At 36.6% G+C, this 24,358-nt stretch carries 25 protein-coding genes; 23 read left to right on the plus strand and 2 right to left on the minus strand.

From position 1 onward, the window contains the following. Window positions 1-304: 304 nt before the first annotated feature. From fdhF to M1D66_RS09615, 17 genes are all read left to right on the plus strand, one after another. Complete coding sequence (gene fdhF, locus M1D66_RS09535) at window positions 305-3,244, plus strand: formate dehydrogenase subunit alpha (protein WP_242555242.1); 2,940 nt, start codon at window positions 305-307, stop codon at window positions 3,242-3,244. Between the two features lie 12 nt (window positions 3,245-3,256). Beyond that, window positions 3,257-3,739: a helical membrane plugin domain-containing protein gene (locus M1D66_RS09540; RefSeq protein ID WP_000729897.1), complete on the plus strand. Its 483-nt coding sequence runs from the start codon at window positions 3,257-3,259 to the stop codon at window positions 3,737-3,739. 115 nt (window positions 3,740-3,854) lie between these two features. Beyond that, the gene (locus M1D66_RS09545) at window positions 3,855-4,199 is read left to right on the plus strand and encodes a Na-translocating system protein MpsC family protein (RefSeq protein WP_000039582.1); all 345 of its coding nucleotides are present in this window, start codon (window positions 3,855-3,857) and stop codon (window positions 4,197-4,199) included. A 16-nt stretch (window positions 4,200-4,215) separates the two neighbouring features. Further along, on the plus strand, window positions 4,216-5,013 hold the full coding sequence (gene fdhD, locus M1D66_RS09550; RefSeq protein WP_000802688.1) for a formate dehydrogenase accessory sulfurtransferase FdhD: 798 nt from the start codon (window positions 4,216-4,218) through the stop codon (window positions 5,011-5,013). Window positions 5,014-5,029: 16 nt separating this feature from the next. Then, window positions 5,030-6,046, plus strand: a complete 1,017-nt coding sequence (gene moaA / locus M1D66_RS09555) for a GTP 3',8-cyclase MoaA (protein WP_000844123.1) — start codon at window positions 5,030-5,032, stop codon at window positions 6,044-6,046. Between the two features lie 191 nt (window positions 6,047-6,237). Next, window positions 6,238-7,017: a formate channel gene (locus M1D66_RS09560; RefSeq protein ID WP_242555241.1), complete on the plus strand. Its 780-nt coding sequence runs from the start codon at window positions 6,238-6,240 to the stop codon at window positions 7,015-7,017. 24 nt (window positions 7,018-7,041) lie between these two features. Next, on the plus strand, window positions 7,042-8,058 hold the full coding sequence (locus M1D66_RS09565) for a molybdopterin-synthase adenylyltransferase MoeB (protein WP_242555240.1): 1,017 nt from the start codon (window positions 7,042-7,044) through the stop codon (window positions 8,056-8,058). A 17-nt stretch (window positions 8,059-8,075) separates the two neighbouring features. Next, window positions 8,076-9,383 (plus strand): molybdopterin molybdotransferase MoeA, encoded by a 1,308-nt coding sequence (locus tag M1D66_RS09570; RefSeq protein WP_242555239.1) that lies wholly within the window; start codon window positions 8,076-8,078, stop codon window positions 9,381-9,383. Then, window positions 9,364-9,828 carry a molybdopterin synthase catalytic subunit MoaE gene (gene moaE / locus M1D66_RS09575; protein WP_000531881.1) on the plus strand — a complete coding sequence of 155 codons (465 nt, stop codon included), beginning with the start codon at window positions 9,364-9,366 and terminating at the stop codon, window positions 9,826-9,828. The genes M1D66_RS09570 and moaE overlap by 20 nt, the downstream gene beginning before the upstream one ends. 4 nt (window positions 9,829-9,832) lie before the next feature. After that, on the plus strand, window positions 9,833-10,069 hold the full coding sequence (gene moaD, locus M1D66_RS09580; RefSeq protein ID WP_000628500.1) for a molybdopterin converting factor subunit 1: 237 nt from the start codon (window positions 9,833-9,835) through the stop codon (window positions 10,067-10,069). Window positions 10,070-10,141: 72 nt separating this feature from the next. Next, window positions 10,142-11,191, plus strand: a complete 1,050-nt coding sequence (locus M1D66_RS09585) for a P-loop NTPase (RefSeq protein WP_242283374.1) — start codon at window positions 10,142-10,144, stop codon at window positions 11,189-11,191. Window positions 11,192-11,206: 15 nt separating this feature from the next. Further along, window positions 11,207-11,431, plus strand: coding sequence for a group-specific protein (locus M1D66_RS09590; protein WP_242555238.1), 225 nt, complete (start codon window positions 11,207-11,209; stop codon window positions 11,429-11,431). Window positions 11,432-11,473: 42 nt separating this feature from the next. Then, complete coding sequence (locus M1D66_RS09595; RefSeq protein ID WP_242555237.1) at window positions 11,474-11,872, plus strand: hypothetical protein; 399 nt, start codon at window positions 11,474-11,476, stop codon at window positions 11,870-11,872. Between the two features lie 183 nt (window positions 11,873-12,055). Beyond that, the gene (locus M1D66_RS09600) at window positions 12,056-12,304 is read left to right on the plus strand and encodes a DUF1294 domain-containing protein (RefSeq protein WP_000871349.1); all 249 of its coding nucleotides are present in this window, start codon (window positions 12,056-12,058) and stop codon (window positions 12,302-12,304) included. Window positions 12,305-12,396: 92 nt separating this feature from the next. After that, complete coding sequence (rarD, locus tag M1D66_RS09605; RefSeq protein ID WP_000535539.1) at window positions 12,397-13,338, plus strand: EamA family transporter RarD; 942 nt, start codon at window positions 12,397-12,399, stop codon at window positions 13,336-13,338. A gap of 79 nt (window positions 13,339-13,417) precedes the next feature. Continuing rightward, window positions 13,418-13,843, plus strand: coding sequence for a divergent PAP2 family protein (locus tag M1D66_RS09610; protein WP_000447820.1), 426 nt, complete (start codon window positions 13,418-13,420; stop codon window positions 13,841-13,843). 99 nt (window positions 13,844-13,942) lie between these two features. Continuing rightward, complete coding sequence (locus M1D66_RS09615; RefSeq protein WP_000928143.1) at window positions 13,943-15,796, plus strand: terpene cyclase/mutase family protein; 1,854 nt, start codon at window positions 13,943-13,945, stop codon at window positions 15,794-15,796. A gap of 73 nt (window positions 15,797-15,869) precedes the next feature. On the opposite strand, the gene M1D66_RS09620 is transcribed toward M1D66_RS09615, so the two are convergent. Further along, complete coding sequence (locus M1D66_RS09620) at window positions 15,870-16,019, minus strand: YfhD family protein (RefSeq protein ID WP_001035815.1); 150 nt, start codon at window positions 16,017-16,019, stop codon at window positions 15,870-15,872. 132 nt (window positions 16,020-16,151) lie between these two features. On the opposite strand from M1D66_RS09620, the gene fabG reads away from it, so the two are divergent. Further along, window positions 16,152-16,892 carry a 3-oxoacyl-ACP reductase FabG gene (gene fabG, locus M1D66_RS09625; RefSeq protein ID WP_000395036.1) on the plus strand — a complete coding sequence of 247 codons (741 nt, stop codon included), beginning with the start codon at window positions 16,152-16,154 and terminating at the stop codon, window positions 16,890-16,892. Between the two features lie 50 nt (window positions 16,893-16,942). Here the strand turns inward: fabG and dhaS are convergent, their stop codons facing one another. Beyond that, on the minus strand, window positions 16,943-18,427 hold the full coding sequence (gene dhaS / locus M1D66_RS09630) for an aldehyde dehydrogenase DhaS (RefSeq protein ID WP_000080281.1): 1,485 nt from the start codon (window positions 18,425-18,427) through the stop codon (window positions 16,943-16,945). Window positions 18,428-18,700: 273 nt separating this feature from the next. Between dhaS and M1D66_RS09635 the strand changes: the two genes are divergently transcribed. The 5 genes from M1D66_RS09635 (at window position 18,701) to argH (ending at window position 24,309) form a co-directional block, all read left to right on the plus strand. Beyond that, complete coding sequence (locus M1D66_RS09635) at window positions 18,701-18,979, plus strand: YhdT family protein (RefSeq protein ID WP_000656239.1); 279 nt, start codon at window positions 18,701-18,703, stop codon at window positions 18,977-18,979. Between the two features lie 3 nt (window positions 18,980-18,982). Beyond that, window positions 18,983-20,416 carry a sodium/pantothenate symporter gene (gene panF / locus M1D66_RS09640; protein WP_001104820.1) on the plus strand — a complete coding sequence of 478 codons (1,434 nt, stop codon included), beginning with the start codon at window positions 18,983-18,985 and terminating at the stop codon, window positions 20,414-20,416. 123 nt (window positions 20,417-20,539) lie between these two features. Then, entirely contained in the window at window positions 20,540-21,472 is a 933-nt protein-coding gene (locus tag M1D66_RS09645; RefSeq protein ID WP_000756457.1) for a nucleoside hydrolase, read from the plus strand. A gap of 117 nt (window positions 21,473-21,589) precedes the next feature. After that, complete coding sequence (locus M1D66_RS09650) at window positions 21,590-22,699, plus strand: serine hydrolase (protein WP_000751366.1); 1,110 nt, start codon at window positions 21,590-21,592, stop codon at window positions 22,697-22,699. Between the two features lie 101 nt (window positions 22,700-22,800). Further along, window positions 22,801-24,309, plus strand: a complete 1,509-nt coding sequence (gene argH, locus M1D66_RS09655) for an argininosuccinate lyase (protein ID WP_000813987.1) — start codon at window positions 22,801-22,803, stop codon at window positions 24,307-24,309. Window positions 24,310-24,358 lie beyond the last annotated feature (49 nt).

Genomic DNA, 24,358 nt, shown 5'->3' on the forward strand with positions numbered 1-24,358 from the left:
TGAAGAAAACCCCCCACTGATTAAAGTTTCACTTTATATGGGTTATTATGGATAGTTACAAGCTGACATATGCGTAGTTTAAATTTTATATTGTATATTTTTAACTTTAACGCTATAATTATAGTGTTAAAGATGGAATCGTGATATGACCTGTTATGACTCTATCGTTTTATTTATGAATAAATGGATTGGTATTTTAGCAAGATGTGCTAATAAACTACTCCACCATGATAATAACGTGCCGAAATGCGGTGCGTATATTTTCGTGGTGGAGTTTTTTTATTCTCAAAAAGGGGGAAAGACCATGAATAACAACATGGTTCATATTACAATTGACGGAAAAAAGTATACAGCGGAGCCCGGTTCAACGATATTGGGTGTCATTAATGAGAACGGGATTGAACATCCGCAAATTTGTTACGTGCCAGAAGTAGATCCTATTCAAACATGTGACACTTGTATTGTAGAAGTTGACGGAAAGTTAATGCGATCTTGTTCGACAGTAGTGATGGAAGGTATGAACATTGAACGTGCTTCTGTTCGCGCAAAAGAAGCACAAACAGAGGCGATGGATCGGTTACTAGAAAATCATTTATTATACTGTACAGTATGTGACAACAACAATGGGAACTGTAAACTGCATAATACAGCAGAATTAATGGAAATTGAACATCAAAAATATCCGTATGAACCGAAAGTAGATGTAAGTGAAGTTGATATGACGCATCCGTTTTATCGCTATGATCCTAATCAATGTATTGCATGCGGTCAATGCGTTGAGGTGTGTCAAAACTTACAAGTAAATGAAACGTTATCGATAGACTGGGAAGCGGAACGCCCACGAGTTATTTGGGATGAAGGAGTAAATATTAATGATTCTTCATGCGTTAGCTGTGGTCAATGTGTAACGATTTGTCCTTGTAACGCTTTAATGGAGAAAACGATGCTCGGTGAAGCTGGATTTATGACGGGATTAAAACCAGATATTCTTGAACCGATGGTAGATTTAATTAAAGAAGTTGAGCCTGGATATAGCGGTATTTTTGCGGTATCAGAAGTGGAAGCGGCCATGCGTGATACTCGTACGAAGAAAACGAAAACAGTATGTACATTTTGTGGTGTAGGTTGTTCGTTTGAAGTGTGGACGAAGGGGCGTAAAATTCTTAAAGTACAGCCATCTTCAGATGCACCAGTTAACGCAATTTCCACTTGTGTAAAAGGGAAATTTGGTTGGGATTTCGTAAATTCTAAAGAACGAATAACAAAACCTTTAATTCGTAAAAATGGAACGTTTGTTGAATCTACATGGGAAGAAGCACTGAATGTAGTTGCAAATAAATTAGGCGCTATTAAAGAAGAGTACGGTAAAGGTTCTATCGGATTCATTTCTTCCTCTAAAATTACAAATGAAGACAATTATGTAATTCAAAAATTAGCTCGACAAGTATTTGGAACGAATAATATTGATAACTGCTCACGTTATTGCCAATCACCAGCAACGGATGGTTTGTTCCGTACAATTGGTATGGGCGGTGATGCCGGAACGATTAAAGATATTGCGCAATCTGGTCTTGTTATTATTGTAGGATGTAATCCGACAGAAGGTCATCCTGTTCTAGCTACACGTATTAAACGTGCACATAAATTACACGGACAAAAGTTAATTGTAGCTGATCTTCGTAAAACCGAAATGGCAGAGCGATCAGATGTCTTTATTAGTCCAAAACAAGGAACAGATCAAGTTTGGTTAATGGCTGTTACGAAATATATGATCAATCAAGGTTGGCATGATCAGGAATTCATTAATGAGAATGTAAACTTCTTTGAAGATTTCAAAGAAAGCCTAGAGGAATATACACTTGAATATGCAGAAGAAGTAACAGGCATTTCAAAAGAAACACTTATTCAAATGGCTGAAATGATTCGTGATGCAGATGGTACATGTATCCTTTGGGGTATGGGGGTAACGCAAAATACAGGTGGTTCTGATACTTCCGCTGCAATTTCAAACTTACTTCTTGCAACAGGGAACTATCGTCGTCCAGGAGCAGGTGCATACCCACTTCGAGGCCACAATAACGTACAAGGTGCTTGTGATATGGGGACTTTACCAGGATGGCTTCCAGGATATCAGCACGTTACTAACGAAATGGAACGTGCGAAATTTGAAACTGCTTACGGAGTGAAAATTGATAGTGAACCAGGTCTTAATAATATCGAAATGCTTCACGCAATTGACGAAGGAAAAATGAAAGCAATGTATCTTGTAGGAGAAGATATGGCTCTTGTAGATTCTAATGCAAATCATGTACATGAAGTGTTATCGAGCCTTGATTTCTTCGTTGTGCAAGATGTTTTCCTTTCTAAAACTGCTCAATATGCAGATGTTGTATTACCAGCAGCGCCATCTCTTGAGAAAGAAGGTACTTTCACAAATACAGAGCGCCGTGTCCAAAGATTATATCAAGTTCTTCCTACGCTAGGAGATGCGAAACCAGACTGGTGGATCGTCCAGGAAGTTGCGAATAAACTAGGTGCAAACTGGAATTATAGCCACCCAAGTGAAATCTTTGCTGAGATGGCAAGTTTATCACCATTGTTCTCGCAAGCGAACTATGAAGTGCTTGAAGGATGGAACAGTTTCCATTGGGGAAGTTTTGATGGAACGAATACACCACTTCTGTTCCAAGACGGATTTAACTTCCCAGATAAAAAAGCTCGTTTTGCGATTGCTGACTGGGTACGTCCAGCTGAATTTCCAGCTGAGTTTGACCTTCACATTAACAACGGTCGTATGCTTGAGCATTTCCATGAAGGGAATATGACAAATAAATCAACAGGTATTCAAACGAAAGTACCTGGTGTTTTCGTTGAAATCTCTCCAGACCTTGCAAAAGAATGTGGCGTAAAAACAGGTTCGTTAGTTCGTCTTGTCTCTCCTTTTGGAGCATTAAAATTACGTGCACTCGTTACAGATCGTGTAAAAGCGAATGAGTTATATTTACCGATGAACTCTACAGATAACGAAACGGCAATTAATTTCTTAACAGGTCCTGCTGTGGATGTACGTACGAATACACCTGCGTATAAACAAACAAAAGTACGTATGGAAGTATTAGAAGTTGATGGCGAAAATCCGATGCCAAAAGCGAACCCACGCAATAAAAAACGTCACCCTCAAGCTGGAATTGAGGTACATCGTAAGTGGGCACGTCCAGGGTATGTGCATTTAACGGATAAGTAGGAGGAGAAAACTATGGCTGCACCTATAAAAATGATTCAAAAACAAGAATTAACTGAGGAAGAAATAAAACAGCAAAAGTTAGATGATTTAAAAGAGCTTCTAACTAATAATGAAGAAGCTCTAAATCAGATGTTTAATATAGTAGGGGAATTAAATGACATTGGAATGCTAGAAGCTGCAAATTCAATGCTAAAAGCGAAAGAACCAATTGCGAAAATTGTTCTAGGTCAAGTAACTCGTGAGCCTGTTACAAATTTAATTAATAATATGATGGGCGCTGCAGGTGCGTTAACTGAACTTGACCCAGAACTTACGAAAAAGCTTATAGGTAGTTTATTAGTCGGGCTAGAAGAAGGTAATGAACATCTAGAAAGTAATAAAAAAGTAGGGGTATTCGATCTTATGAAAGTATTGAAAGACCCAGATATTAACCGTGCTATCGGGTTTGGGCTTCACTTCTTAAAAGGTATGGGGAAAGGGTTAAAAGACGAATAAACTTCATGAAGTGAACCTTTCCGCCCAAATATTTGTAGGAAATAGTTTGGGCGGAAGGCTCATTTTGGTAAAATATATAATAGAGTAAAATGAGGCTTTTGGGAGGTATAATTGTATGTCAAAAAAAGTACATGAATTTAATGATATGATACGAAAACTTCGAAAGGAACTTTTCGGAAAAGGACCAGAACGAATTCATACTGTTTTTGCGGAAAATATGGCTATAGCGACTCTTTATGGAAACTTAACACCTACTGAAAAATTTATTTCAAGTACGATGGACGGTGCGGAAATGGTTCATATGGCTAGAACGAAAATGATTCAAGAAGTGTATGCTGCGAATTCCCGTGAACATTTGGAGGAACTTGTTGGAGCGAAATTAGTGAATTTGTTTTCCGATATGAAAGTAGAAGAAGATATTGCAGTTTCTGTATTTGTTTTTGATAAAAATATAACGTGAGAGAAGGATACTGATCGTGAAACCGATACAGGTAGAAAGAGAAATCTTTCGTTATGAACAAGGAGCATTTAAACATATAGAGGACAGCATTGTAACAGAGTTTCCTGTCACCATTAAAATGAACGGACAGGAGTTTGTTACAATGGTTAGTACTCCAGAATATATAGAAGATATGGTAATAGGCTTCTTAGCGTCTGAAGGAATCATTCGGAAGTATGAAGACATTGATAGTGTATGGGTGCAGGAGAAAGAAGGATTTGTGCATGTAACAACGACAAAAGTAAATCCGTATTATGAACAAATGCAAAATAAACGCTATATTACGTCTTGTTGTGGTATGAGTAGGCAAGGGTTTGTTTTTGCAAATGATGCACTAAGTGCAAAAAAAATGAAGGGTGTCCATGTACAGGTTGCTGCCGATGATTGTTTTCGGTTAATGAAAGAAATGCAGCAATCTGCGGATACGTTTCATCGTACTGGTGGGGTTCATAATGCAGCTTTATGTGATGTTAATGGTATTATTTTAAGCCGAATGGATATTGGTAGGCATAATGCACTAGACAAAATTTACGGTTATTGTTTAAGAAACGATATTTCTATAAAAGATAAAATCATTGTTTTTAGTGGTCGTATTTCTTCGGAAATATTATTGAAAGTTGCAAAAATCGGTTGTGAAATTATACTATCAAAATCAGCTCCAACTGAGTTAGCTTTGCAACTAGCGGAAGATTTAGGTATTACGACAATAGGATTTATTCGTAATCACTCCTTAAATGTATATACCCATCCAGAACGTGTTTTAAATATAAAATAAAAGTGAGGCAATGAAGATGAAATCAGTTACATTAGACAAGTTGCAACGTCCGTTAAAGGATTTACGTATTTCAGTTACTGATCGCTGTAATTTTCGCTGCCGATATTGTATGCCAGAAGAAATATTTGGTCCTGATTACTCGTTTTTGTCTAATGATAAAATTTTATCTTTTGATGAAATTGAAAGGATAACACGTATTTTCGTTTCTTTAGGTGTGAGAAAATTACGGATTACAGGCGGAGAACCGTTACTTCGAAGAGGGCTTCCAAAGCTTATTGAGCGTCTTAATAAAATTGATGGTGTAGAAGATATCGGTTTAACAACCAATGGATCGTTACTTAAAAAGTTTGCTCCTGATTTATATAAGGCGGGACTATCACGTGTAACAGTTAGCTTAGATTCCTTAGAAGAAGAGCGGTTTTTCTATTTAAATGGTAATAGGAGCAAAGTGCAAAGGGTTCTGGAAGGAATACAGGCTGCAGCTGAAGTTGGAATGAAAATTAAAATAAACATGGTCGTTCAAAAGGGAAAAAACGAACAGGACATTTTGCAGATGGCGCAATATTTTAAGGAAAATAAGCATATTCTTCGTTTTATTGAGTATATGGATGTTGGAAATTATAATGGTTGGGATTTAAAAGAGGTCGTCTCTAAACAAGAAATAGTAGATAGGATTCATCAAGTTATGCCGTTAGAACGGATAGAAGCAAATTATTCTGGTGAAGTGGCTACTAGGTATCGTTATATAGGAAGCGATGAGGAAATAGGTATTATTTCATCAGTAACAGATTCTTTTTGCTCATCATGTACGAGAGCTCGTATTTCTGCAGAAGGAAAATTATATACTTGCTTATTTGCTTCTAAAGGAAATGATTTAAGAGAATTGCTTCGTTCTGAACATACAGATGAGGACATTACAGATGTAGTACGCGATATATGGAATAATAGGGAAGATCGTTATTCAGATGAACGCTTAAATCATACAAATAAGAAAACAATACCTAAAATTGAAATGTCACATATCGGTGGTTAATATATAAAGCTAGCGTCATAGTGAAAAATGGAAAATTTACAAGAGTTGTGGATTTTCTATTTTATAGTAAAAGTGATGATTGATATCTCTGTAAAAGATGTGCAGAGAAATTAAGCAGCATTCAAAAACCTTTATTTTGAGGAGGTTTTTTGAAGCTGCTTTTTTATTTGGAGAAAATGGAGGAATGGGTAATGGCATTTCATAAGCCGGAACAAATTGCTGAGCTTGTCATTGAGGCCGGTGTTCAAAAAGTAAGACAGACATTGCCAGCGATGCTTATTCTCGGTTTTTTAGGAGGAGCGTTTATTGCGATAGGTTTTTTACTTAACATTCGAGTTTTAGGGAATTTACCTGAGCGCTGGGGAAGTCTAGTGAATGTTTTAGGAGGAGCAGTATTTCCTGTTGGACTCATGCTCGTAGTATTAGCAGGAGGAGAATTAATTACGGGAAATATGATGTCACTGTCTATGGCGCTTTATGCAAAGAAAATTACATTGATAAGTGTACTGAATAACTGGGTTTGGATTACTCTCATGAACTTTATTGGGGCAATTTTCGTTGCGTATTGCTTTGGACATCTTGGCGGATTAACAGAGGGAGAGTATTTAAATAAAACGGTAGCGATAGCGGAAGGGAAGTTACATGAATCATTTGGGAGAACTTTGATTTTAGCAATTGGGTGTAATTGGCTCGTTTGTCTTGCTCTTTGGCTCGCTTACGGGACGAGTGATTTTGTCGGGAAAATCATCGGAATTTGGATTCCAATTATGGCATTTGTAGTGATTGGATTTCAGCAAGTAGTAGCAAATATGTTTGTCATTTCCGCTGTTATTTTTGCTGGTCATCTAACGTGGATGGATCTGGCTAAAAATTTTGTTCCTGTTTTTATCGGAAATGTAATTGGAGGAGCTGGGTTTGTTGGTTTTGCTTACTTTGCTTGTTATCAGAAACAACATTTTAATATGAAATAGAGTTCTTGAGAGGAAGGGTATGTAATGGCTGATCGGTATTCACGACAACAGTTGTTCAAACCAATTGGGAGTAAAGGACAAGAAAAAATTCGAAATAAACATGTGTTAATTGTAGGGGCAGGCGCATTAGGAAGTGCAAGTGCCGAAAGTTTCGTACGTGCAGGTGTTGGCAAGTTGACGATTATCGATCGTGACTACGTTGAATGGAGTAATTTACAAAGGCAACAATTGTACTCTGAACAAGATGCGAGAGAGAAAATGCCGAAAGCAATCGCTGCAAAAAATCGGCTAGAACAAATTAATTCGGAAGTACAAATACATGCTTTCGTAATGGATGCAACTTCAGAAAATATGGAAGGTCTATTAAAAAATGTAGATGTAATCATTGATGCAACAGATAATTTTGATATTCGATTTGTAATAAATGATTTATCACAAAAACATAATATTCCGTGGGTATATGGTTCTTGCGTTGGATCATATGGTATGAGTTATATAATTATTCCGCAAGAGACACCGTGTTTACATTGTATGCTGAAAAATATCCCTGTTACAGGTGTGACGTGTGATACTGCTGGGATTATTAGCCCGACTGTTCAAATCGTCGCAGCATATCAAGTGGCAGAAGCGCTCAAAATTTTAGTGGAAGATTTCTCAGCAATTAGAAAAACATTTTTCATGTTTGATATATGGAGTAATCAAAATCATTTTATAAAATTAGGGAAAATAAAAACAGACGCTTGTCTCTCATGCGGTTTGAATCGAACTTATCCTTATTTATCATACGAAAGTCAAACGAAAGCTGCTGTTTTATGCGGAAGAAATACAGTTCAAATTAGAACAGTAGACAATAGGAAATACAATTTTGATGATATAGAAAAAGTATTAAAAAAACTGGGAAAAGTAGATCGGAATCCGTATTTACTATCTTGCCAATTCGATGATTACCGCATCGTTTTTTTTCGGGATGGTCGTGTTTTTATTCATGGTACAAATGATATTTCGAAAGCGAAACAACTATATTATCGCGTATTCGGTTAATAGAGAGGGTGTCAACAATGGAAAGAAGAGTGCCAATTACGGTTGAAGAAGCTGTTCGTAAAGTGATGGGATTTGCTGATAAGGGCTTAAAGGAGCTATTACCAATTGAATTAGCTTATGGACGTATATTAGCAGAGGATTTAGTAGCTGACCATGATGTACCGTCATTTAATCGTTCGCCGTATGACGGATTTGCTATTCGAGCAGAAGATACTAATTTAGCAAGTTATGAAACGCCAATTGTATTTGAAGTAGTGGGTGAAATTGGTGCAGGATCGCTATTCCATGAGAAAGTAGGTCCATTTCAAGCAGTTCGAATTATGACAGGAGCACAAATTCCGAATGGGTGTGATGCGGTTGTTATGTTAGAGCTGACTCGTCAATATGAGAAGAATGGCAACAATTATATGGAAGTGAAGCGATCATTCAAAACGGGCGACAATATTTCTTTTCAAGGTGAAGATGCTCGTAAAGGAACAGTTCTTGCAAAGAAGGGATCGTACATTAATCCAGGTATTTCAGCTCTTCTTGCTACATTCGGTTATAGTGAAGTACCAGTTGCGAGAAAGCCTGTAATTGGACTGTTAGCGACTGGGAGTGAATTACTGGATGTCAATGATTCATTACAGCCAGGGAAAATCCGAAACAGTAATACGTACATGATATTGTCTCAAATTCGAAGAGCGGGCGGAAGAGTAAAATATTTTGGGAAGTTTAGTGATGATTTTAATACGTGTTTTACAGCTGTGAAAGAAGCGCTTGGCCAAGTAGATATGTTAATTACAACGGGCGGTGTATCAGTAGGAGATTATGATTATTTACCAGCTATTTACGAAAAGTTAGGTGCATCTGTTCTTTTTAATAAAGTTGCAATGCGACCAGGAAGTGTTACGACTGTAGCACAATTAAATGGCAAGTTATTATTTGGTTTATCAGGGAATCCATCAGCTTGTTACGTAGGGTTTGAATTATTCGTAAGACCGTGTATTCGGACGTATATGTTTAGTGAAAAAGTACATTTAAAAAGAGAAAAAGCGTTGGTAGGAGAAGATTTTCTAAAACCGAATCCATTTACAAGATTTGTACGAGCAAAATTGCAATATGATGAGGGGAAATTAATCGCTTATCCATCAGGGTTTGATAAATCTAGCTCAGTTTCTTCATTGGCAGAATCCAACGCGTTTATCGTATTGCTGGGCGGGACAAGAGGATATAAAAAAGATATGTTTGTCGATGTTCTTTTATTAGAAGATAACGAAGGTAGTGAATGGCCTTGGACATTTCATAAAGTGAGAGGTGGTTTTAATGGGACAAGTGCTATTTGAGATTGTAGATAAACCGATTTTAGTTGAAGAAGTAACGAATAAAGTCGCAAGAAGGGAAGCAGGTGCGATTACAACATTTATTGGTACGGTGAGAGAATTAACAAAAGGAAAACGAACGCTACATTTAGAGTATGAAGCATATAAACCGATGGCAGTAAAACAACTTATGAGAATTGGTGAAGAAATTAGTGAAAGATGGCTGGATGCAAAAGTAGCAATTACACACCGTGTAGGGCGGCTAGAGATAATGGATATTGCGGTAGTCATTGCAGTTTCATCACCGCATCGTAAAGTAGCTTATGAAGCGAATGAGTACGCGATTGAACGTATAAAACGAATCGTTCCAATTTGGAAAAAAGAATTTTGGGAAGATGGAACGATGTGGGTTGGAGATCAACTTGAAAACACACCTTATCCAGAAGGAAAACCAAAGAAGGAAGAATGAGAAAATGATTACAATTTTACTGTTTGCAAATTTGCGTGAGGAAGTTGGATCGGATCGATTAGTAATTTCAGAAAAGCAAGAAATGACAGTGCAGCAATTAAAAGAATGGCTCAAAGCCAGCTATTGTTTACAATCGCTGGATAAAGTGATGGTGGCTGTTAATGAAGAGTTTGTAATGAATGAAGAGATGATAAAAGCCGGAGATATAGTCGCATTAATCCCACCCGTTAGCGGGGGATAATAAGCTTTTTCACCAGATGAAGTGCCAAGAAAATGTTGTATATAAATTAGAATAAGAGAAGGGATGAGTTCCATGCTTACTCAAGAACAAATAATGAATGCATTAAAACATGTAGAGGATCCAGAGTTACACAAAAGTGTTGTAGAATTAAATATGGTTAGAAATATACAAATGAACGGAACAGAGGTTAAACTTGAAGTAGTACTAACAATCCAAGGTTGTCCGTTAAAAGCAAAAATTCAACAAGATATTGAAGAATCGCTTCACGCAATTGGTGCCTCTAAAGTGGGGGTAACATTTGGTTCTATGACACAAGAAGAACGTGCAGCTTTAACAGAGAAGTTAAAGCGAAATACTAGAACAAAAACTGGTATGCCGAGCATGCTTCGCCCGGATTCAGGAGTACGTTTTATTACTGTAACGAGCGGAAAAGGCGGAGTTGGAAAATCAACGGTGACAATTAATCTTGCAACTGCACTAGCTCGTATGGGCAAAAAAGTGGGAATATTAGATGCAGATATATATGGTTTTAGTATTCCGGCTATGATGGAAACGAATAAGAAACCAACGATGATTGATCAAACGGCAATTCCAGTCATTAGTCACGGTGTTAAAATCATGTCGATGGGATTCTTTACAGAAGGAAATAACCCAGTGATGTGGCGCGGACCGATGCTAAATAAATGGATTCAAAATTTCCTTGCGAATACGCACTGGGGAGAATTAGATTATTTATTACTTGATTTACCACCAGGTACAGGAGATGTTGCGATTGATGTTGCAGCGATGATTCCGCAAGCGAAAGAAATAATTGTTACAACTCCGCACAATGTAGCTTCATTCGTTGCTTCAAGAGTCGGTGTAATGGCAAAACATACGAAGCATGAGATTTTAGGTATTGTGGAAAATATGGCTTATTATGAAGAGCAAGATGGATCGAAAAATTATCTCTTCGGAAAAGGCGGCGGCGAAATGCTTGCAGAACAATTGCAAACAGAAGTAATTGCCAAAATACCTTTTGCGAAACGTGAAGAAAATAATGGTTCATCTGTATATGATGAAGATTCTCTTGTTGGAGAAGTGTTTACATCGTTAGCTGAGGATATTATTTATAGAGGATAGAGGGGGAAGTTTAGTATGGCATGTAACATTGATCATTCTATTGAAGATGTGATGAATAAGCTTGAAAGTCAAAAGAATTTTTTACCTGAAGGGATCTTTAAAGAGTTAAAGAGTTTTTTGCAAGGTATTCATTCACAGAAATTATTAAATGATGTTTTTCACCTCCTAAAAAAGTATGATTTAGTCAGTGGGGAAGAACGAGAGACGAGAAACGCACAATTGTTGTACATTTTGAATTAAGTACTCTTTGGCTTTAGAATTTTTTCAGAAGGGGTGAATGTGATGGATATGAAAAAGATGATTGAAACGATAGAAGTAACTAGAGTGACTGACGAGGAATTATCGATTTCGAATTTACATCCAAAGCTTGTGAAGTTGTATAGTCAAAAAGATAGTGCAGAGTATACGAAGCTATTAAAATATATTTTATCATTATCCGTACAGCTGAAGCTGAATCTTGTATTGAAATATTTTGGTGTACGTCCCATTGTTGCTGTAGACGAGCGGGTGCAATTTCAAGAAATATTTAAATGCTTAGCTAAGAAAGATGAGAATGGGGAATGGTTTCTAAATTTTGTTTCTTTATATGTAGGGCTAATTGTAGTTCTTCGTTTTGATGAGAAAGTGATTGAGAGCAATTTTTTTGATGATATGGTAGTGGATGAATGTAATGAAATATAAGATTCTGCTCATAACATTTTTCTATATTAAATGCTTTAACTGCGATTTTAGTTGGTTATGTAAATATGAGGGTAACTAATTAAGAAAAAGGAATGAAACTAGTTGGATAAAAAGAGTTCTTCAGTTGTTTCCGTCGTTTTTTCGTGTTACTATTAATCGAATTTTTCATAAGGAGAGAAAGCGATGAAATGGATTTATTTTCTTATTATTAACGTTATAGCTTTTAGCCTTATGGGGCTTGATAAACGAAAAGCAAAGAAGAAACAGTGGAGAACGCCAGAAAGTACGTTGTTTTTATCGGCGGCAGCTGGAGGAGCAGTTGGAGCTTGGATCGGCATGTATATGTTTCATCATAAAACTCATAAAAAGAAATTTGTTTTCGGCATACCGTTACTTGTTGTAATAACGGTATGTTTATTATTCGTTGTATGAGAAATGTCGAAAGAAATGCAGATTGATTATTGGTAAAGTGAGCATGTGAGACCGTATAATGGAGAAAAAATGAGAAGAGGAGAAAAAGGAAGATGGGGAGTCAATCAGCAGAGCAAAAAAAAGGGATACTATACGCGGCTGGTGCTTACACGATGTGGGGAATCCTACCGATTTATTGGAAATGGGTTGAGGAAGTTCCAGCAGATGAAATATTAGCACACCGCATCGTTTGGGCGTTTGTTTTTATGTTACTCGTATTAGGTGTTACGAAGAGGTTTCGTCAGTTTATTGGGGAATTTGTGAATCTTTTTAAACGACCTAAATTATTAATGTCATTAACAATAGCTTCAGTCTTGATTAGCGGAAACTGGTTTGTTTACATATGGGCCGTTAATCATAATCATGTTATTGAAGCGAGTCTTGGCTATTATATTAATCCGCTTATTAGTATTTTACTTGGTACAGTCGTTTTAAAGGAAAAGTTAAACTTCTGGCAATATGTTGCAGTTGGTTTAGCTGGAGTGGGGGTTATCATTTTAACAGTGCGTTTCGGATCTATTCCGTGGGTTTCTCTTTCACTTGCCTTTTCATTTGGATTATACGGATTAACGAAAAAACTGTTAAACTATGATGCTACAATTGGACTTACGATGGAAACGATGTTAGTGACACCGCTTGCAATCATTTACCTTGTTATGACAGGCGCCCATGGTTTCGGCTCATTTGGATCTATTTCAATGTTATCGACATTATTATTAATAGGAGCGGGCATTGTTACAGCATTGCCACTTTTTTATTTTGCAAAAGGAGCCCAACTTATTCCGCTTTATATGGTAGGTTTTTTACAATATATTGCACCAACAATTAGCTTAATTTTAGGTGTATTCGTATTTGGTGAACATTTCACATCTACTCATATGATTGCATTTTTCTGTATATGGGTTGCATTATTTGTATTCTCGGTAGCGAAGACTAAGTTTTTAGTGCAGAAACAACCGAAATTTATAAAAAATAAATCAGCAAAAGTATCATAATGCGTAGTATTTTCTACGCATTTTTCTTTATACTTATATTATATAGAATTTCCATTATAGTCAGTAAGGAGCTGAGAACATGGAAACAATTTTACATAATGATCCGCTTATGGCAGCTGTAATTTCATGGTTTTTAGCACAATTAACGAAAGTAGTCTTCAAATTAGTTAAAACAGGTGAATTTGATTTTGCAAAGTTTTTTGCTTCAGGTGGGATGCCAAGTTCTCATGCTTCAACAGTTACAGCGCTTGCTACAGGAGTTGGAGTAGTGGAAGGTGTGGAAAGCTCGATGTTTGCGGTTGCTACAATTTTTGCCATTATTGTTATGTATGATGCTTCAGGAGTAAGGCTTGCAGTAAGTAAACAAGCAAAAATATTGAATGATTTTTTTCACGGTAGAGAAACAGAATATAAGAAGTTAAATGAACTTGTTGGGCATACACCGTATGAAGTAGTAGTCGGTGCTTTATTAGGGATTATTGTCGGAGTAGGGTATTGTTTATGAGCAGAACATTTTATATGTTCTGCTTTTCTTTGTTTTTATACATATTCAGCTACCTTTTTGAATATCGTTATACGGATTTCGAAAGGGTGGGTGAGCAACTTGTTATTATATGAAAAAGTGCATGAAGAAATAGCGAGAAGAACAACTGCACTTCAAACAATGCAACGGCAAGATGGTACGTGGCGGTTTTGTTTTGAAGGAGCGCCACTAACAGATTGTCATATGATTTTTTTATTAAAATTATTAGGTAAAGATAAAGAGATAGAACCGTTTGTAAAAAGATTAGCATCACTCCAAACAAATGAAGGAACATGGAAATTGTATGAAGATGAAGTGGGTGGTAATTTATCTGCTACAATTCAATCTTATGCTGCCTTACTTGCATCGGAAAAATATACAAAAGAAGATGCGAATATGAAGCGAGCGGAAATGTTTATAAATGAGCGCGGTGGGGTAGCGCGTGCTCATTTTATGACGAAGTTTTTATTAGCGATTCATGGAGAATATGAATATCCTTCTCTCTTTCATTTGCCAACACCAATTATGTTTCTGCAGAATGATTCCCCTCTCAGTATTTTTGAACTGAGTAGCTCAGCACGTATTCATTTAATTCCGATGATGTTGTGTTTAAATAAAAGATTCCGAGTAGGGAAAAAGTTATTGCCAAATTTAAATCACATTGCAGGCGGGGGCGGAGAATGGTTTCGGGAGGATCGGTCTCCAGTTTTTCAAACGTTAGTAAGTGACGTGAAGAAAATTATAACGTATCCACTTTCTTTGCATCATAAAGGATATGAGGAAGTAGAACGTTTTATGAAAGAGCGTATTGATGAAAATGGAACATTATATAGCTACGCAACTGCCTCGTTTTATATGATTTATGCTTTACTTGCATTAGGACATTCTATTCAATCACCAATTATTCAAAAAGCTATAACGGGAATCACATCTTATATATGGAAGATGGAGAGAGGGAGCCATTTGCAAAACTCTCCATCAACTGTATGGGATACAGCTTTACTCAGTTATGCTTTGCAAGAAGCTCAAGTTCCGAAAGCAAGTAAAGTGATTCACAATGCATCAGCATATTTATTAAGAAAACAGCAAACGAAGAAAGTAGATTGGAGTGTACATGCACCGGATCTCTTCCCAGGTGGTTGGGGCTTTTCGGATGTGAATACGACGATTCCAGATATTGATGATACAACTGCTGCGTTAAGAGCATTGGCGCGAAGTAGAGGGAACGAAAATGTAGACACTGCTTGGAAGCGAGCGGTTAATTGGGTTAAAGGATTGCAAAATAATGATGGTGGTTGGGGGGCTTTTGAAAAAGGGGTAACGAGCCGTATATTAGCAAATTTACCAATCGAAAATGCAAGTGATATGATTACAGATCCTTCTACACCAGATATTACAGGAAGAGTATTAGAATTTTTCGGAACGTATACGCAAAATGAATTGCCCGAGAAACAAAAACAAAGTGCGATAAATTGGTTAATGAATGTACAAGAGGAAAATGGATCGTGGTATGGGAAATGGGGAATTTGTTATATATATGGTACGTGGGCAGTGTTGACTGGTTTACGGTCACTAGGAATACCATCTAGCGATCCATCAGTGAAACGAGCAGCTTTATGGCTTGAACATATACAGCATGAAGATGGTGGCTGGGGAGAATCTTGCCAAAGTAGTGTGGAAAAAAGATTTGTTACTTTGCCATTTAGTACACCATCCCAAACAGCATGGGCGTTAGATGCCCTCATTTCTTACTATGATAAAGAAACGCCAGTTATTCGAAAAGGTATTTCATATTTGCTCTCCAACTCTTATATAAATGAAAAATATCCTACTGGAACAGGTTTACCAGGTGGGTTTTATATTCGTTATCATAGTTATGCTCATATATATCCGTTGCTTACTTTGGCTCATTATGCAAAAAAATATAGAAAATAAACCGAGAGATGTCTCTCGGTTTATTTTGTTGGGTAGTAGGTCCCTTTTGAAAAGAATAAGGTTGTGATGTACCTTATTTTTCGGTTGATTGGCGCTTTTGACGTGCATCAGCGGCATTTGCACGTGCGTTTGCTTCTAAGTCATTGTGGTCAGCAAGTTCGCGAGAGAACTCAACATCAATGCCATCCGTTGCTTTGCTTTGTTTGAAATTCTTTTTGTTCATTCGACACAATCTCCTTGCGTTTATGCGACGTTGCAAAGTTAGTTTGACACAAATAGACTTTTTTATACAAAGAGGAATTGGAAAGCAAGGAGCCGAAATATACAGTATAAGTAATAGAAATGGGGGATAGGAATGGAGTTTTTAAATGGGAAAACAGCTGTTGTAACAGGAGCTGCACAGGGAATTGGAAAAGAGATTGCAAGGGTTTATGCAAAACTAGGGGCGAAAGTATTAATTAGCGATGTAAATGAAGAGAATCTACAAAAAACGACACATGAGTTATCAGATGAAGGATATGAAGTGTGCTCATATCGATGTGATGTGAGTAATCAAAATGAAGCAAAGTCGTTAATTGAATATGCGGTTCAAAAATTTGGTACATTACATATTTTGGTGAATAATGCTGGAATTACAAGAGACGCAATGTTACATAAAATGGAGAAGTCTGCTTGGGAACAAGTATTACAAGTGAATTTAACTGGAGTTTTTTATTGTATGCAACCCGCGCTTCTTTACATGAGACAACAAGGGTATGGACGCATTATTAATATATCTTCAATTAGTAGAGAAGGAAACATAGGTCAAGCAAATTATGCGGCTACAAAGGCAGGAGTTGTAGGATTAACGAAAACAGCAGCGAAAGAAGTTGGAAGTTTCGGTATTACTTGTAATGCGATTTGTCCGGGGTTTATGGATACAGATATGACCAAAACGATACCAAATAAAGTGAAAGAAAAGATGGTTGGCGCTATTCCAGTTGGTAGAATTGGAACGCCAGAAGATATTGCGAACGCAGCAGCCTTTTTAGCATCAGAATACGCATCTTATATTACAGGTGAAGTATTAAATGTGAGCGGAGGACTGCAAGTTTAAAGGAATACATAATGAAAAGAACCTGACCAGGTAGGTCAGGTTCTTTCTCATTAATTTAAGTTAAGCCAAACGCTCTTTACTTCTGTATAGTTATTTAATGCGTAAGATCCCATTTCACGGCCAAGACCAGATTGTTTAAATCCTCCAAATGGAGATGCTGCATCAAAGACGTTATAACAGTTTACCCATACTGTACCTGCACGTACTTTACTTGCAACATAGTGTGCTGTTTTAACATTTTCTGTCCACACACCAGCCGCTAAGCCGAATTGTGATTTATTTGCACGTTCAATTACTTCGTCAATATCGTTAAACGGTATTGCAGAAATAACTGGACCGAAAATTTCTTCTTTTGCGATCGTCATTTCATCATTTACGTCAGCGAATACTGTAGGAGAAACGAAGTAGCCTTGATCGAATGGATTACTTCCTCCGCAAAGTACTTCAGCGCCTTCTTCAATCCCTTTTTCAATGTAGCCCATTACACGTTTTTGTTGTTCTTCGGAAACGAGAGGGCCAATTGTTGTTTCAGGGTTAAGACCGACACCTTGATTTAGTTTTTTAGAATAGAGGACGAGATCAGCCATGACATTATCATACATTTTCTTCGGAACAAATAAGCGTGATCCAGCAGAGCATACTTGTCCTTGGTTAAACATAACACCAGAAAGTGCACCAGGAATCGCGCGAGATAAATCAGCATCTGGCAATATGATATTTGGTGATTTACCGCCTAATTCAAGTGTAACGCGTTTTAATGTTTCGGATGCTTGTCGCATAATTTGTTTACCGACAGGAGTAGAACCGGTAAATGCAATTTTGTCAACGAGTGGATGATTAACGAGAGCTTGTCCAGCTGATTCACCGAATCCAGGTACGATATTAATAACACCTTTCGGGAATCCAGCTTCTTCAATTAATTCAGCTAAGTATAGAGCAGATAGTGGAGTTTGTTCTGCAGGTTTTAAAACGATTGTACATCCTGTAGCAAGCGCTGCTCCCATTTTCCACATTGCCATAAGAAGCGGGAAGTTCCAAGGGATAATTTGACCAACGACACCAACAGCTTCATGGCGTGTATAGTTAAAGTAATCACCGGAAACAGGAATTGTTTGACCAACGATTTTCGTAGCCCAACCAGCGTAATAGCGCATATGCTCAATTGCAAGTGGTATGTCTGCTGCCATTGTTTCACGGATTGGCTTTCCGTTATCTAATGTTTCGAGCTGTGCAAGCTCTTCTTTATGTTCTTCCATTAAATCAGCTAACTTGTACATGAGACGGCTTCGCTCAGCGGTGCTCATACGAGACCAAGGACCTTCGTCAAAAGCCATACGAGCTGCGACTACAGCTTTATGAATATCTTCGCGACCAGCTTCAGAAACGACGGCAAGAGTTTCACCAGTTGCTGGGTTAGGTGTTTTAAATGTTTTACCGGAAGCGCTTTCGATGAAAGATCCATTCACATATAACTTTTTTGTACCTTGAAGAAATTTCTCTACCTTTTCATGAAGATTTACAGCTAGTTGACTCATTGTATAACCCCCTTGAAAATATAATGTAAACGCAGTACGAGACGGCGCTTATTCCGAAATCAAGGATGTGGAAACTAGATGGAAAGCCTCTAATTAAAATCATAATTAAGAAATACTGAAAATTCAAATTTCATTTGTGTTACAATTGTAAAAAATATGTAATGTAAGAGAAGCTTCTATATGATTATAAAAAATCCTGCTTGTTTTTGCTTTCTAGTAGGAAAAACTAGAAGAACAATGGTACAATAATACATCGTGAGAGGAGGGGTAAAAATGAAAGATTATCATGATGATCCACGCTTTCGAATAGCCCATAGAGAAGCGTTAATTGGTCTTGGACTTGCTATTATTAATTTTATAATATGGTACGGATTTGCTTATGGGCTTGGTAGTAAAAATCCGAATGAATATACATATGTATTAGGTTTTCCCGCATGGTTTTTTTATAGCTGTATCGTTGGATTTATCGTTATGGTTATTTTACTTAGTTTAGTTGTTCGTTTTGTATTTCAAGATATTTCACTCGATGAGGAAGAAAAAAGTGAGGAATAATAGATGAATTGGTATGTAATCATTCCAATGATAATTTCGTTTATCGTTGTATTTTTAATTGGTGTATATGCTTCAAGACGTGTGCAAGCAACTGCTCATAATAAATTTTTACAAGAATATTTTCTTGGTGGGCGTGAGCTAGGCGGTTTATTATTAGCGATGACAATGATTGCTACGTACGGTAGTGCAAGTAGCTTTATTGGTGGCCCTGGTATTGCTTACAATATGGGGCTTGGATGGGTACTGTTATCTGCGATTCAAGTTGTAACAGGCTATATCGTTTTAACGGTTATCGGTAAAAAGTTTGCAATTATCGCTAGGAAGATGGAAGCAATTACTCTTATCGATTATTTAAAAGGGAGATACAATAATAAAGCAGTTGTTATACTTTCTGCGTTATGTATTATTATCTTTTTATTTTCAGCGACAGTAGCCCAGTGGGTCGGTGGTGGACGATTAATCGAGTCACTAACGGGTCTATCGTATACAACAGCACTATTTTTATTTACTTTTTCTGTACTTGTGTACGTATTAATTGGTGGATTTCGTGCAGTTGCTCTATCAGATACATTATTAGGAATCATTATGTTAGTTGGAACGACAATCATTTTAATTGCTACTGTCATTGCTGGTGGTGGAATTGAAAAGATTATGCAGGAACTTGTTCAAATTAATCCAAAGTTAATTACACCATTCGGAGCAGATGGCAGTTTAACGAAATCATATGTTACATCATTTTGGATTTTAATTGGAATTGGCGTTGTCGGCTTACCGCAAATTAGCGTGCGTGCCATGTCTTATAAAAATTCAAAAGCGATGCATCAAGCTTTAATAATTGGAACCGTTGTCGTTGGCACAATTATGATCGGTATGCATTTAACTGGTGTATTTGCAAGAGTAGTACTTCCAGGTATAACGGTACCAGATAAAGTAATGCCGCTACTTGCGATGGAAGTGTTACCTCCTTGGTTAGCTGGAGTTTTCTTAGCTGCACCGATGGCAGCGATTATGTCTACAGTAAACTCTTTATTATTACTTGTAAGCTCGTCAATTATTAAAGATATATACGTAAATTACATAAATAAAGATGCAGCAGACAGTACGATAAAAAAAGGAAGTTTATGGATTACTGGTATTGTAGGACTACTCGTTTATGCAGCGGCGATTAAACCACCAGATTTTTTAATATGGCTAAATTTATTTTCTTTCGGTGGATTAGAAGCAGCATTCATTTGGCCAATCGTATTAGGGTTATATTGGAGGAAAGGAAATGCTACAGGAGCGCTTGCGTCTATTTTAGTTGGGGTAGGCTCATATATGTGTATTCATCTTTTCTATCCAAATCCATTCGGTATACATACAGTTGTCTTCCCGATTTGTTTTGCGTTTATCGCTTATGTTATTGGAAGTATGAGTGCTGTAAAAAAAACAGTATAGGTTAGCTGAAGAACGTAGTCCTTATAAGACTGCGTTTTTTCTTATGAATTTGTTCTTTTTTTATTCTGTATATCCACGGTTATTCATAAATTAATAACAACTGAGGGGATGGAGTTGAGGTCGATGAAAAAAGTGTTATTTTTAGGAGACCCAGGAATTGATGACTCTTTAGCAATTATGTATGGATTGTTGCATCCTGATATTGATATTGTTGGTGTAGTAACGGGATATGGAAATGTAACACAAGAAAAGGCGACAAGTAATGCCGCATATTTATTGCAAATGGCAGGACGGGAAGATATACCTGTTATTAATGGTGCGAAAATTCCTTTATCCGGAGATATTACGACGTATTATCCAGAAATTCATGGGACAGACGGTTTAGGGCCAATTAAACCTCCAAAAACTTTTTCACCAAATATAAAGCCTTTTTGTACATTTTTTGATCTTCTTGAAAAATATAAAGGAGAATTAATAATAGTCGATGCTGGTAGATCAACAACATTAGCGACAGCATTTATTTTAGAAAAGCCGATGATGAAGTATGTGAAAGAATATTATATAATGGGCGGTGCTTTCTTAATGCCTGGCAATGTAACACCAGTCGCAGAGGCGAATTTTCATGGTGATCCCATTGCGTCACAATTAGTTATGCAAAATGCCAAAAATGTGACATTAGTGCCACTTAACGTTACATCTGAAGCAATTATTACACCGGAAATGGTAAAATATATTACGAAACACTCTAAAACGAGTTTTAATAAGTTAATCGAGCCGATATTTACGTATTATTATAAAGCATATAAAAAGTTAAACCCGAAAATAACAGGTAGTCCAGTACATGACGTCGTTACAATGATGGTTGCGGCAAATCCATCCATTTTAGATTATGTATATCGTCGTGTCGATGTAGATACAGTTGGAATTGCAAAAGGAGAGAGTATTGCTGATTTTCGGCCTCAACCTGATGCAAAAGCATTAAAAAATTGGGTGCGAATTGGTTGGTCGTTACATTATAAAAAGTTTCTTGAGGATTTTGTGAAATTTATGACGTAGACATAATAGGAGCATACAAGTTAAAATAATGGAGATGGTTATTTAAATGACCATCTCCATTATTTTGTTTTTAAATGATAAATAGAGAAGAGTTACACAATAGGAGAGGAATTTTACTTGAAAAAAACTATAGTATGCGCAGTAATTGTGGGTATTTTTGTTTTGCTAATATCGGGTAACTTTTTAGTGAAAAAAGTGTGGAGTTCAAATAATGATGATGCACAGTATATTGCATCTTTTATTGAAGAACATAAAGATGAAAAAAATAGTGCGCTTCTAGTAAAGAGAAATGATAAAGTTGTTTATTCTGTAAACCCAAATGTTGTATTGCCAGTTGCTAGTACGATGAAATTAATTGTGGCGCTTGAATATACGAAACAAGTTACTGAAGGGAAAATTGATTCTTCTAGTTTCGTGTCGATTAATGATGTGAATCGTTATTATGTGCCGAATACAGATGGTGGTGCACAAGATAGATGGCAAAAGTATTTGGAGAAGACGGGCAAGATAACTGAAGGAGCGGTTTCTTTAGAAGAAGTGGCAAAAGGAATGGTTAAGTTTAGTTCGAATGCAAATGCTGAATACTTAATGGAATTGTTAGGATTAGATAACATCAATCGAAATTTACAAAGTTTATCACTTCCTGCACATCAACCACTATTTCCAATCGTTTCATCTTTGTATATCCCGGGATATTTGCATAAAGAATTACATGTTCCAAAATATAAAATAGAGAAAAAGTTAAAAGAAATGTCTCAAGAGCAATATCGTGAATATGCGATGATTATTCATGAACGCTTAAAGAAGAAGGGACCATTATTACAGAAGGAAATTCCGCTTTATTTAGAGGAACGTTACGACAAAATTTGGTCAGATAGATTACCAGCAGCTTCTGCAAATGATTATATGGTATTACTTCAAAAGGCAAACCATAAAGGTGGCTTGACAGAGGCTGAAGAAAAAGTGTGGGCAAATATCGTTGAAACAGACATGAGTGCCAAGAAATACCGTAAAACATTCAGACATGCGGGGCAAAAGAATGGTTACACACCATGGACGGTTACAAAAGCAGTTTACGCTATGGATAAACGTGGAAACTGTACGGAGATTGTGTTTTTGGCGAATAATTTAAATGAAGACGATAGTGCAGAAATACGGAAACATTTAGCAAACTTACATTTCCAAGTGTTGCAAAGTGATAAGTATGATGCGACTTTTATTAAATAAACTCGGTGCAGAGAGCACCGAGTTTATTTTTATGTACAAGCACTTTTTTTCTATCTCTGGGTATGATGGGTAGTAATACTTAGGTGAGAGGGGAAAAGGTGATGAAACAAAGTAAAGAAGAGTTTATAAAGAGTGAAGGCGCTGATTTCCCTGGGAAAACATATGTGGATTGTGTATTACAACATGTATTTCATTTTCAAAGAAATTACTTATTGAAAGATATGTTTCAAGTGCATAAAGCACATATTACGATGCTGACGGAAGAAAATTTAATGAAAAAGGAAGAAGCTAAAGTTATATTACACGCATTAAAAAAGGTAGAGGGAATTCCAGAAGAGCAATTGCTCTATACAGAGCAGCATGAAGATCTCTTTTTTTTAGTCGAACATTTAATTTCTCAAGAAGCGAAATGCGATTTTGTAAGTAATATGCATATTGGTAGAAGTAGAAATGATATGGGCGTAACGATGTATCGCATGAGTTTAAGGCGATATGTATTACGATTAATAGAACATCATTTGTTATTGCAAGAAAGTGTACTGCAACTTGCCGTTGATCATAAGGAAACGATCATGCCAGCTTATACACATACACAACCAGCACAGCCAACAACATTTGGTCATTATACGTTAGCAATTTATGATACGATGCAAAGAGATTTAGAACGAATGAAAAAAACGTACCAGCTTTTAAATCAGTCTCCAATGGGGGCAGCTGCACTCTCTACAACAAGTTTCCCGATTAAACGAGAACGAGTTGCTCATCTACTTGGATTTACAAATGTAATTGAGAACTCATATGATGCTGTTGCTGGAGCGGATTATTTATTAGAAGTTAGCTCGCTACTTATGGTAATGATGACGAATACGAGTAGATGGATTCATGACTTTTTGTTGTTAGCAACGAAAGAATATGACGGTATTACTGTTGCAAAGCCATATGTACAAATCAGTAGTATTATGCCGCAAAAACGAAATCCGGTTTCAATTGAACACGCTCGTGCAATTACGAGTAGTGCTTTAGGAGAAGCATTTACAGTATTTCAAATGATTCATAATACACCATTTGGTGATATTGTCGATACGGAAGATGACTTGCAGCCATATTTATATAAAGGGATTGAAAAGGCAATTCGTGTTTTTTGTATGATGAATGCAGTGATCCGAACGATGAAAGTAGAAGAAGAAACGTTAAAAAGTCGTTCCTATAAACATGCAATAACGATAACGGATTTCGCCGATGTTTTAACAAAAAACTATGAAATTCCATTTCGGCATGCTCATCATGCAGCAAGTGCTATTGCAAATATGTTATTGGAGCAGAAAAAAGAACTACATGAATTACACTTCAAAGAGGTAAATATGTACTTGCAAGAACATTTTAAAATAAATTTATTAGAAAAAGAGTGGAAAGAAATTATAGCGCCAGAAGCTTTTATTCAAAAAAGAAATGTATACGGTGGACCGAGTAAAAAAGAAATGAATCGTATGATTAAAAATCGACAAGAGTCATTTCGAAAAGAAGAAGATGTATTTGAAAAGGAAAAACAGAGAATTTTACAAGCTGAAAATGCTTTGAATACATTAGCTTTGAATATTATTGAATCGTAAAAGAGGGATTTAATGAATTAATCGCCAATACTTAATTAAAATATAAATA

This window comes from Bacillus sp. PK6-16 (assembly GCF_056530295.1).

Bases quoted from the DNA above. Each gene is read 5' to 3' on its own strand.
- M1D66_RS09590 (WP_242555238.1), top strand. From the start codon at position 11,207: ATGGCATGTAACATTGATCATTCTATTGAAGATGTGATGAATAAGCTT.
- argH (WP_000813987.1), top strand. From the start codon at position 22,801: ATGAAACAAAGTAAAGAAGAGTTTATAAAGAGTGAAGGCGCTGATTTC.
- M1D66_RS09560 (WP_242555241.1), top strand. From the start codon at position 6,238: ATGGCATTTCATAAGCCGGAACAAATTGCTGAGCTTGTCATTGAGGCC.
- M1D66_RS09545 (WP_000039582.1), top strand. From the start codon at position 3,855: ATGTCAAAAAAAGTACATGAATTTAATGATATGATACGAAAACTTCGA.
- M1D66_RS09585 (WP_242283374.1), top strand. From the start codon at position 10,142: ATGCTTACTCAAGAACAAATAATGAATGCATTAAAACATGTAGAGGAT.
- fabG (WP_000395036.1), top strand. From the start codon at position 16,152: ATGGAGTTTTTAAATGGGAAAACAGCTGTTGTAACAGGAGCTGCACAG.
- M1D66_RS09540 (WP_000729897.1), top strand. From the start codon at position 3,257: ATGGCTGCACCTATAAAAATGATTCAAAAACAAGAATTAACTGAGGAA.
- M1D66_RS09570 (WP_242555239.1), top strand. From the start codon at position 8,076: ATGGAAAGAAGAGTGCCAATTACGGTTGAAGAAGCTGTTCGTAAAGTG.
- moaE (WP_000531881.1), top strand. From the start codon at position 9,364: ATGGGACAAGTGCTATTTGAGATTGTAGATAAACCGATTTTAGTTGAA.
- M1D66_RS09610 (WP_000447820.1), top strand. From the start codon at position 13,418: ATGGAAACAATTTTACATAATGATCCGCTTATGGCAGCTGTAATTTCA.
- M1D66_RS09645 (WP_000756457.1), top strand. From the start codon at position 20,540: ATGAAAAAAGTGTTATTTTTAGGAGACCCAGGAATTGATGACTCTTTA.
- M1D66_RS09620 (WP_001035815.1), bottom strand. From the start codon at position 16,019: ATGAACAAAAAGAATTTCAAACAAAGCAAAGCAACGGATGGCATTGAT.
- M1D66_RS09565 (WP_242555240.1), top strand. From the start codon at position 7,042: ATGGCTGATCGGTATTCACGACAACAGTTGTTCAAACCAATTGGGAGT.
- M1D66_RS09635 (WP_000656239.1), top strand. From the start codon at position 18,701: ATGAAAGATTATCATGATGATCCACGCTTTCGAATAGCCCATAGAGAA.
- moaA (WP_000844123.1), top strand. From the start codon at position 5,030: ATGAAATCAGTTACATTAGACAAGTTGCAACGTCCGTTAAAGGATTTA.
- dhaS (WP_000080281.1), bottom strand. From the start codon at position 18,427: ATGAGTCAACTAGCTGTAAATCTTCATGAAAAGGTAGAGAAATTTCTT.
- panF (WP_001104820.1), top strand. From the start codon at position 18,983: ATGAATTGGTATGTAATCATTCCAATGATAATTTCGTTTATCGTTGTA.
- M1D66_RS09595 (WP_242555237.1), top strand. From the start codon at position 11,474: ATGGATATGAAAAAGATGATTGAAACGATAGAAGTAACTAGAGTGACT.
- fdhF (WP_242555242.1), top strand. From the start codon at position 305: ATGAATAACAACATGGTTCATATTACAATTGACGGAAAAAAGTATACA.
- M1D66_RS09600 (WP_000871349.1), top strand. From the start codon at position 12,056: ATGAAATGGATTTATTTTCTTATTATTAACGTTATAGCTTTTAGCCTT.
- rarD (WP_000535539.1), top strand. From the start codon at position 12,397: ATGGGGAGTCAATCAGCAGAGCAAAAAAAAGGGATACTATACGCGGCT.
- moaD (WP_000628500.1), top strand. From the start codon at position 9,833: ATGATTACAATTTTACTGTTTGCAAATTTGCGTGAGGAAGTTGGATCG.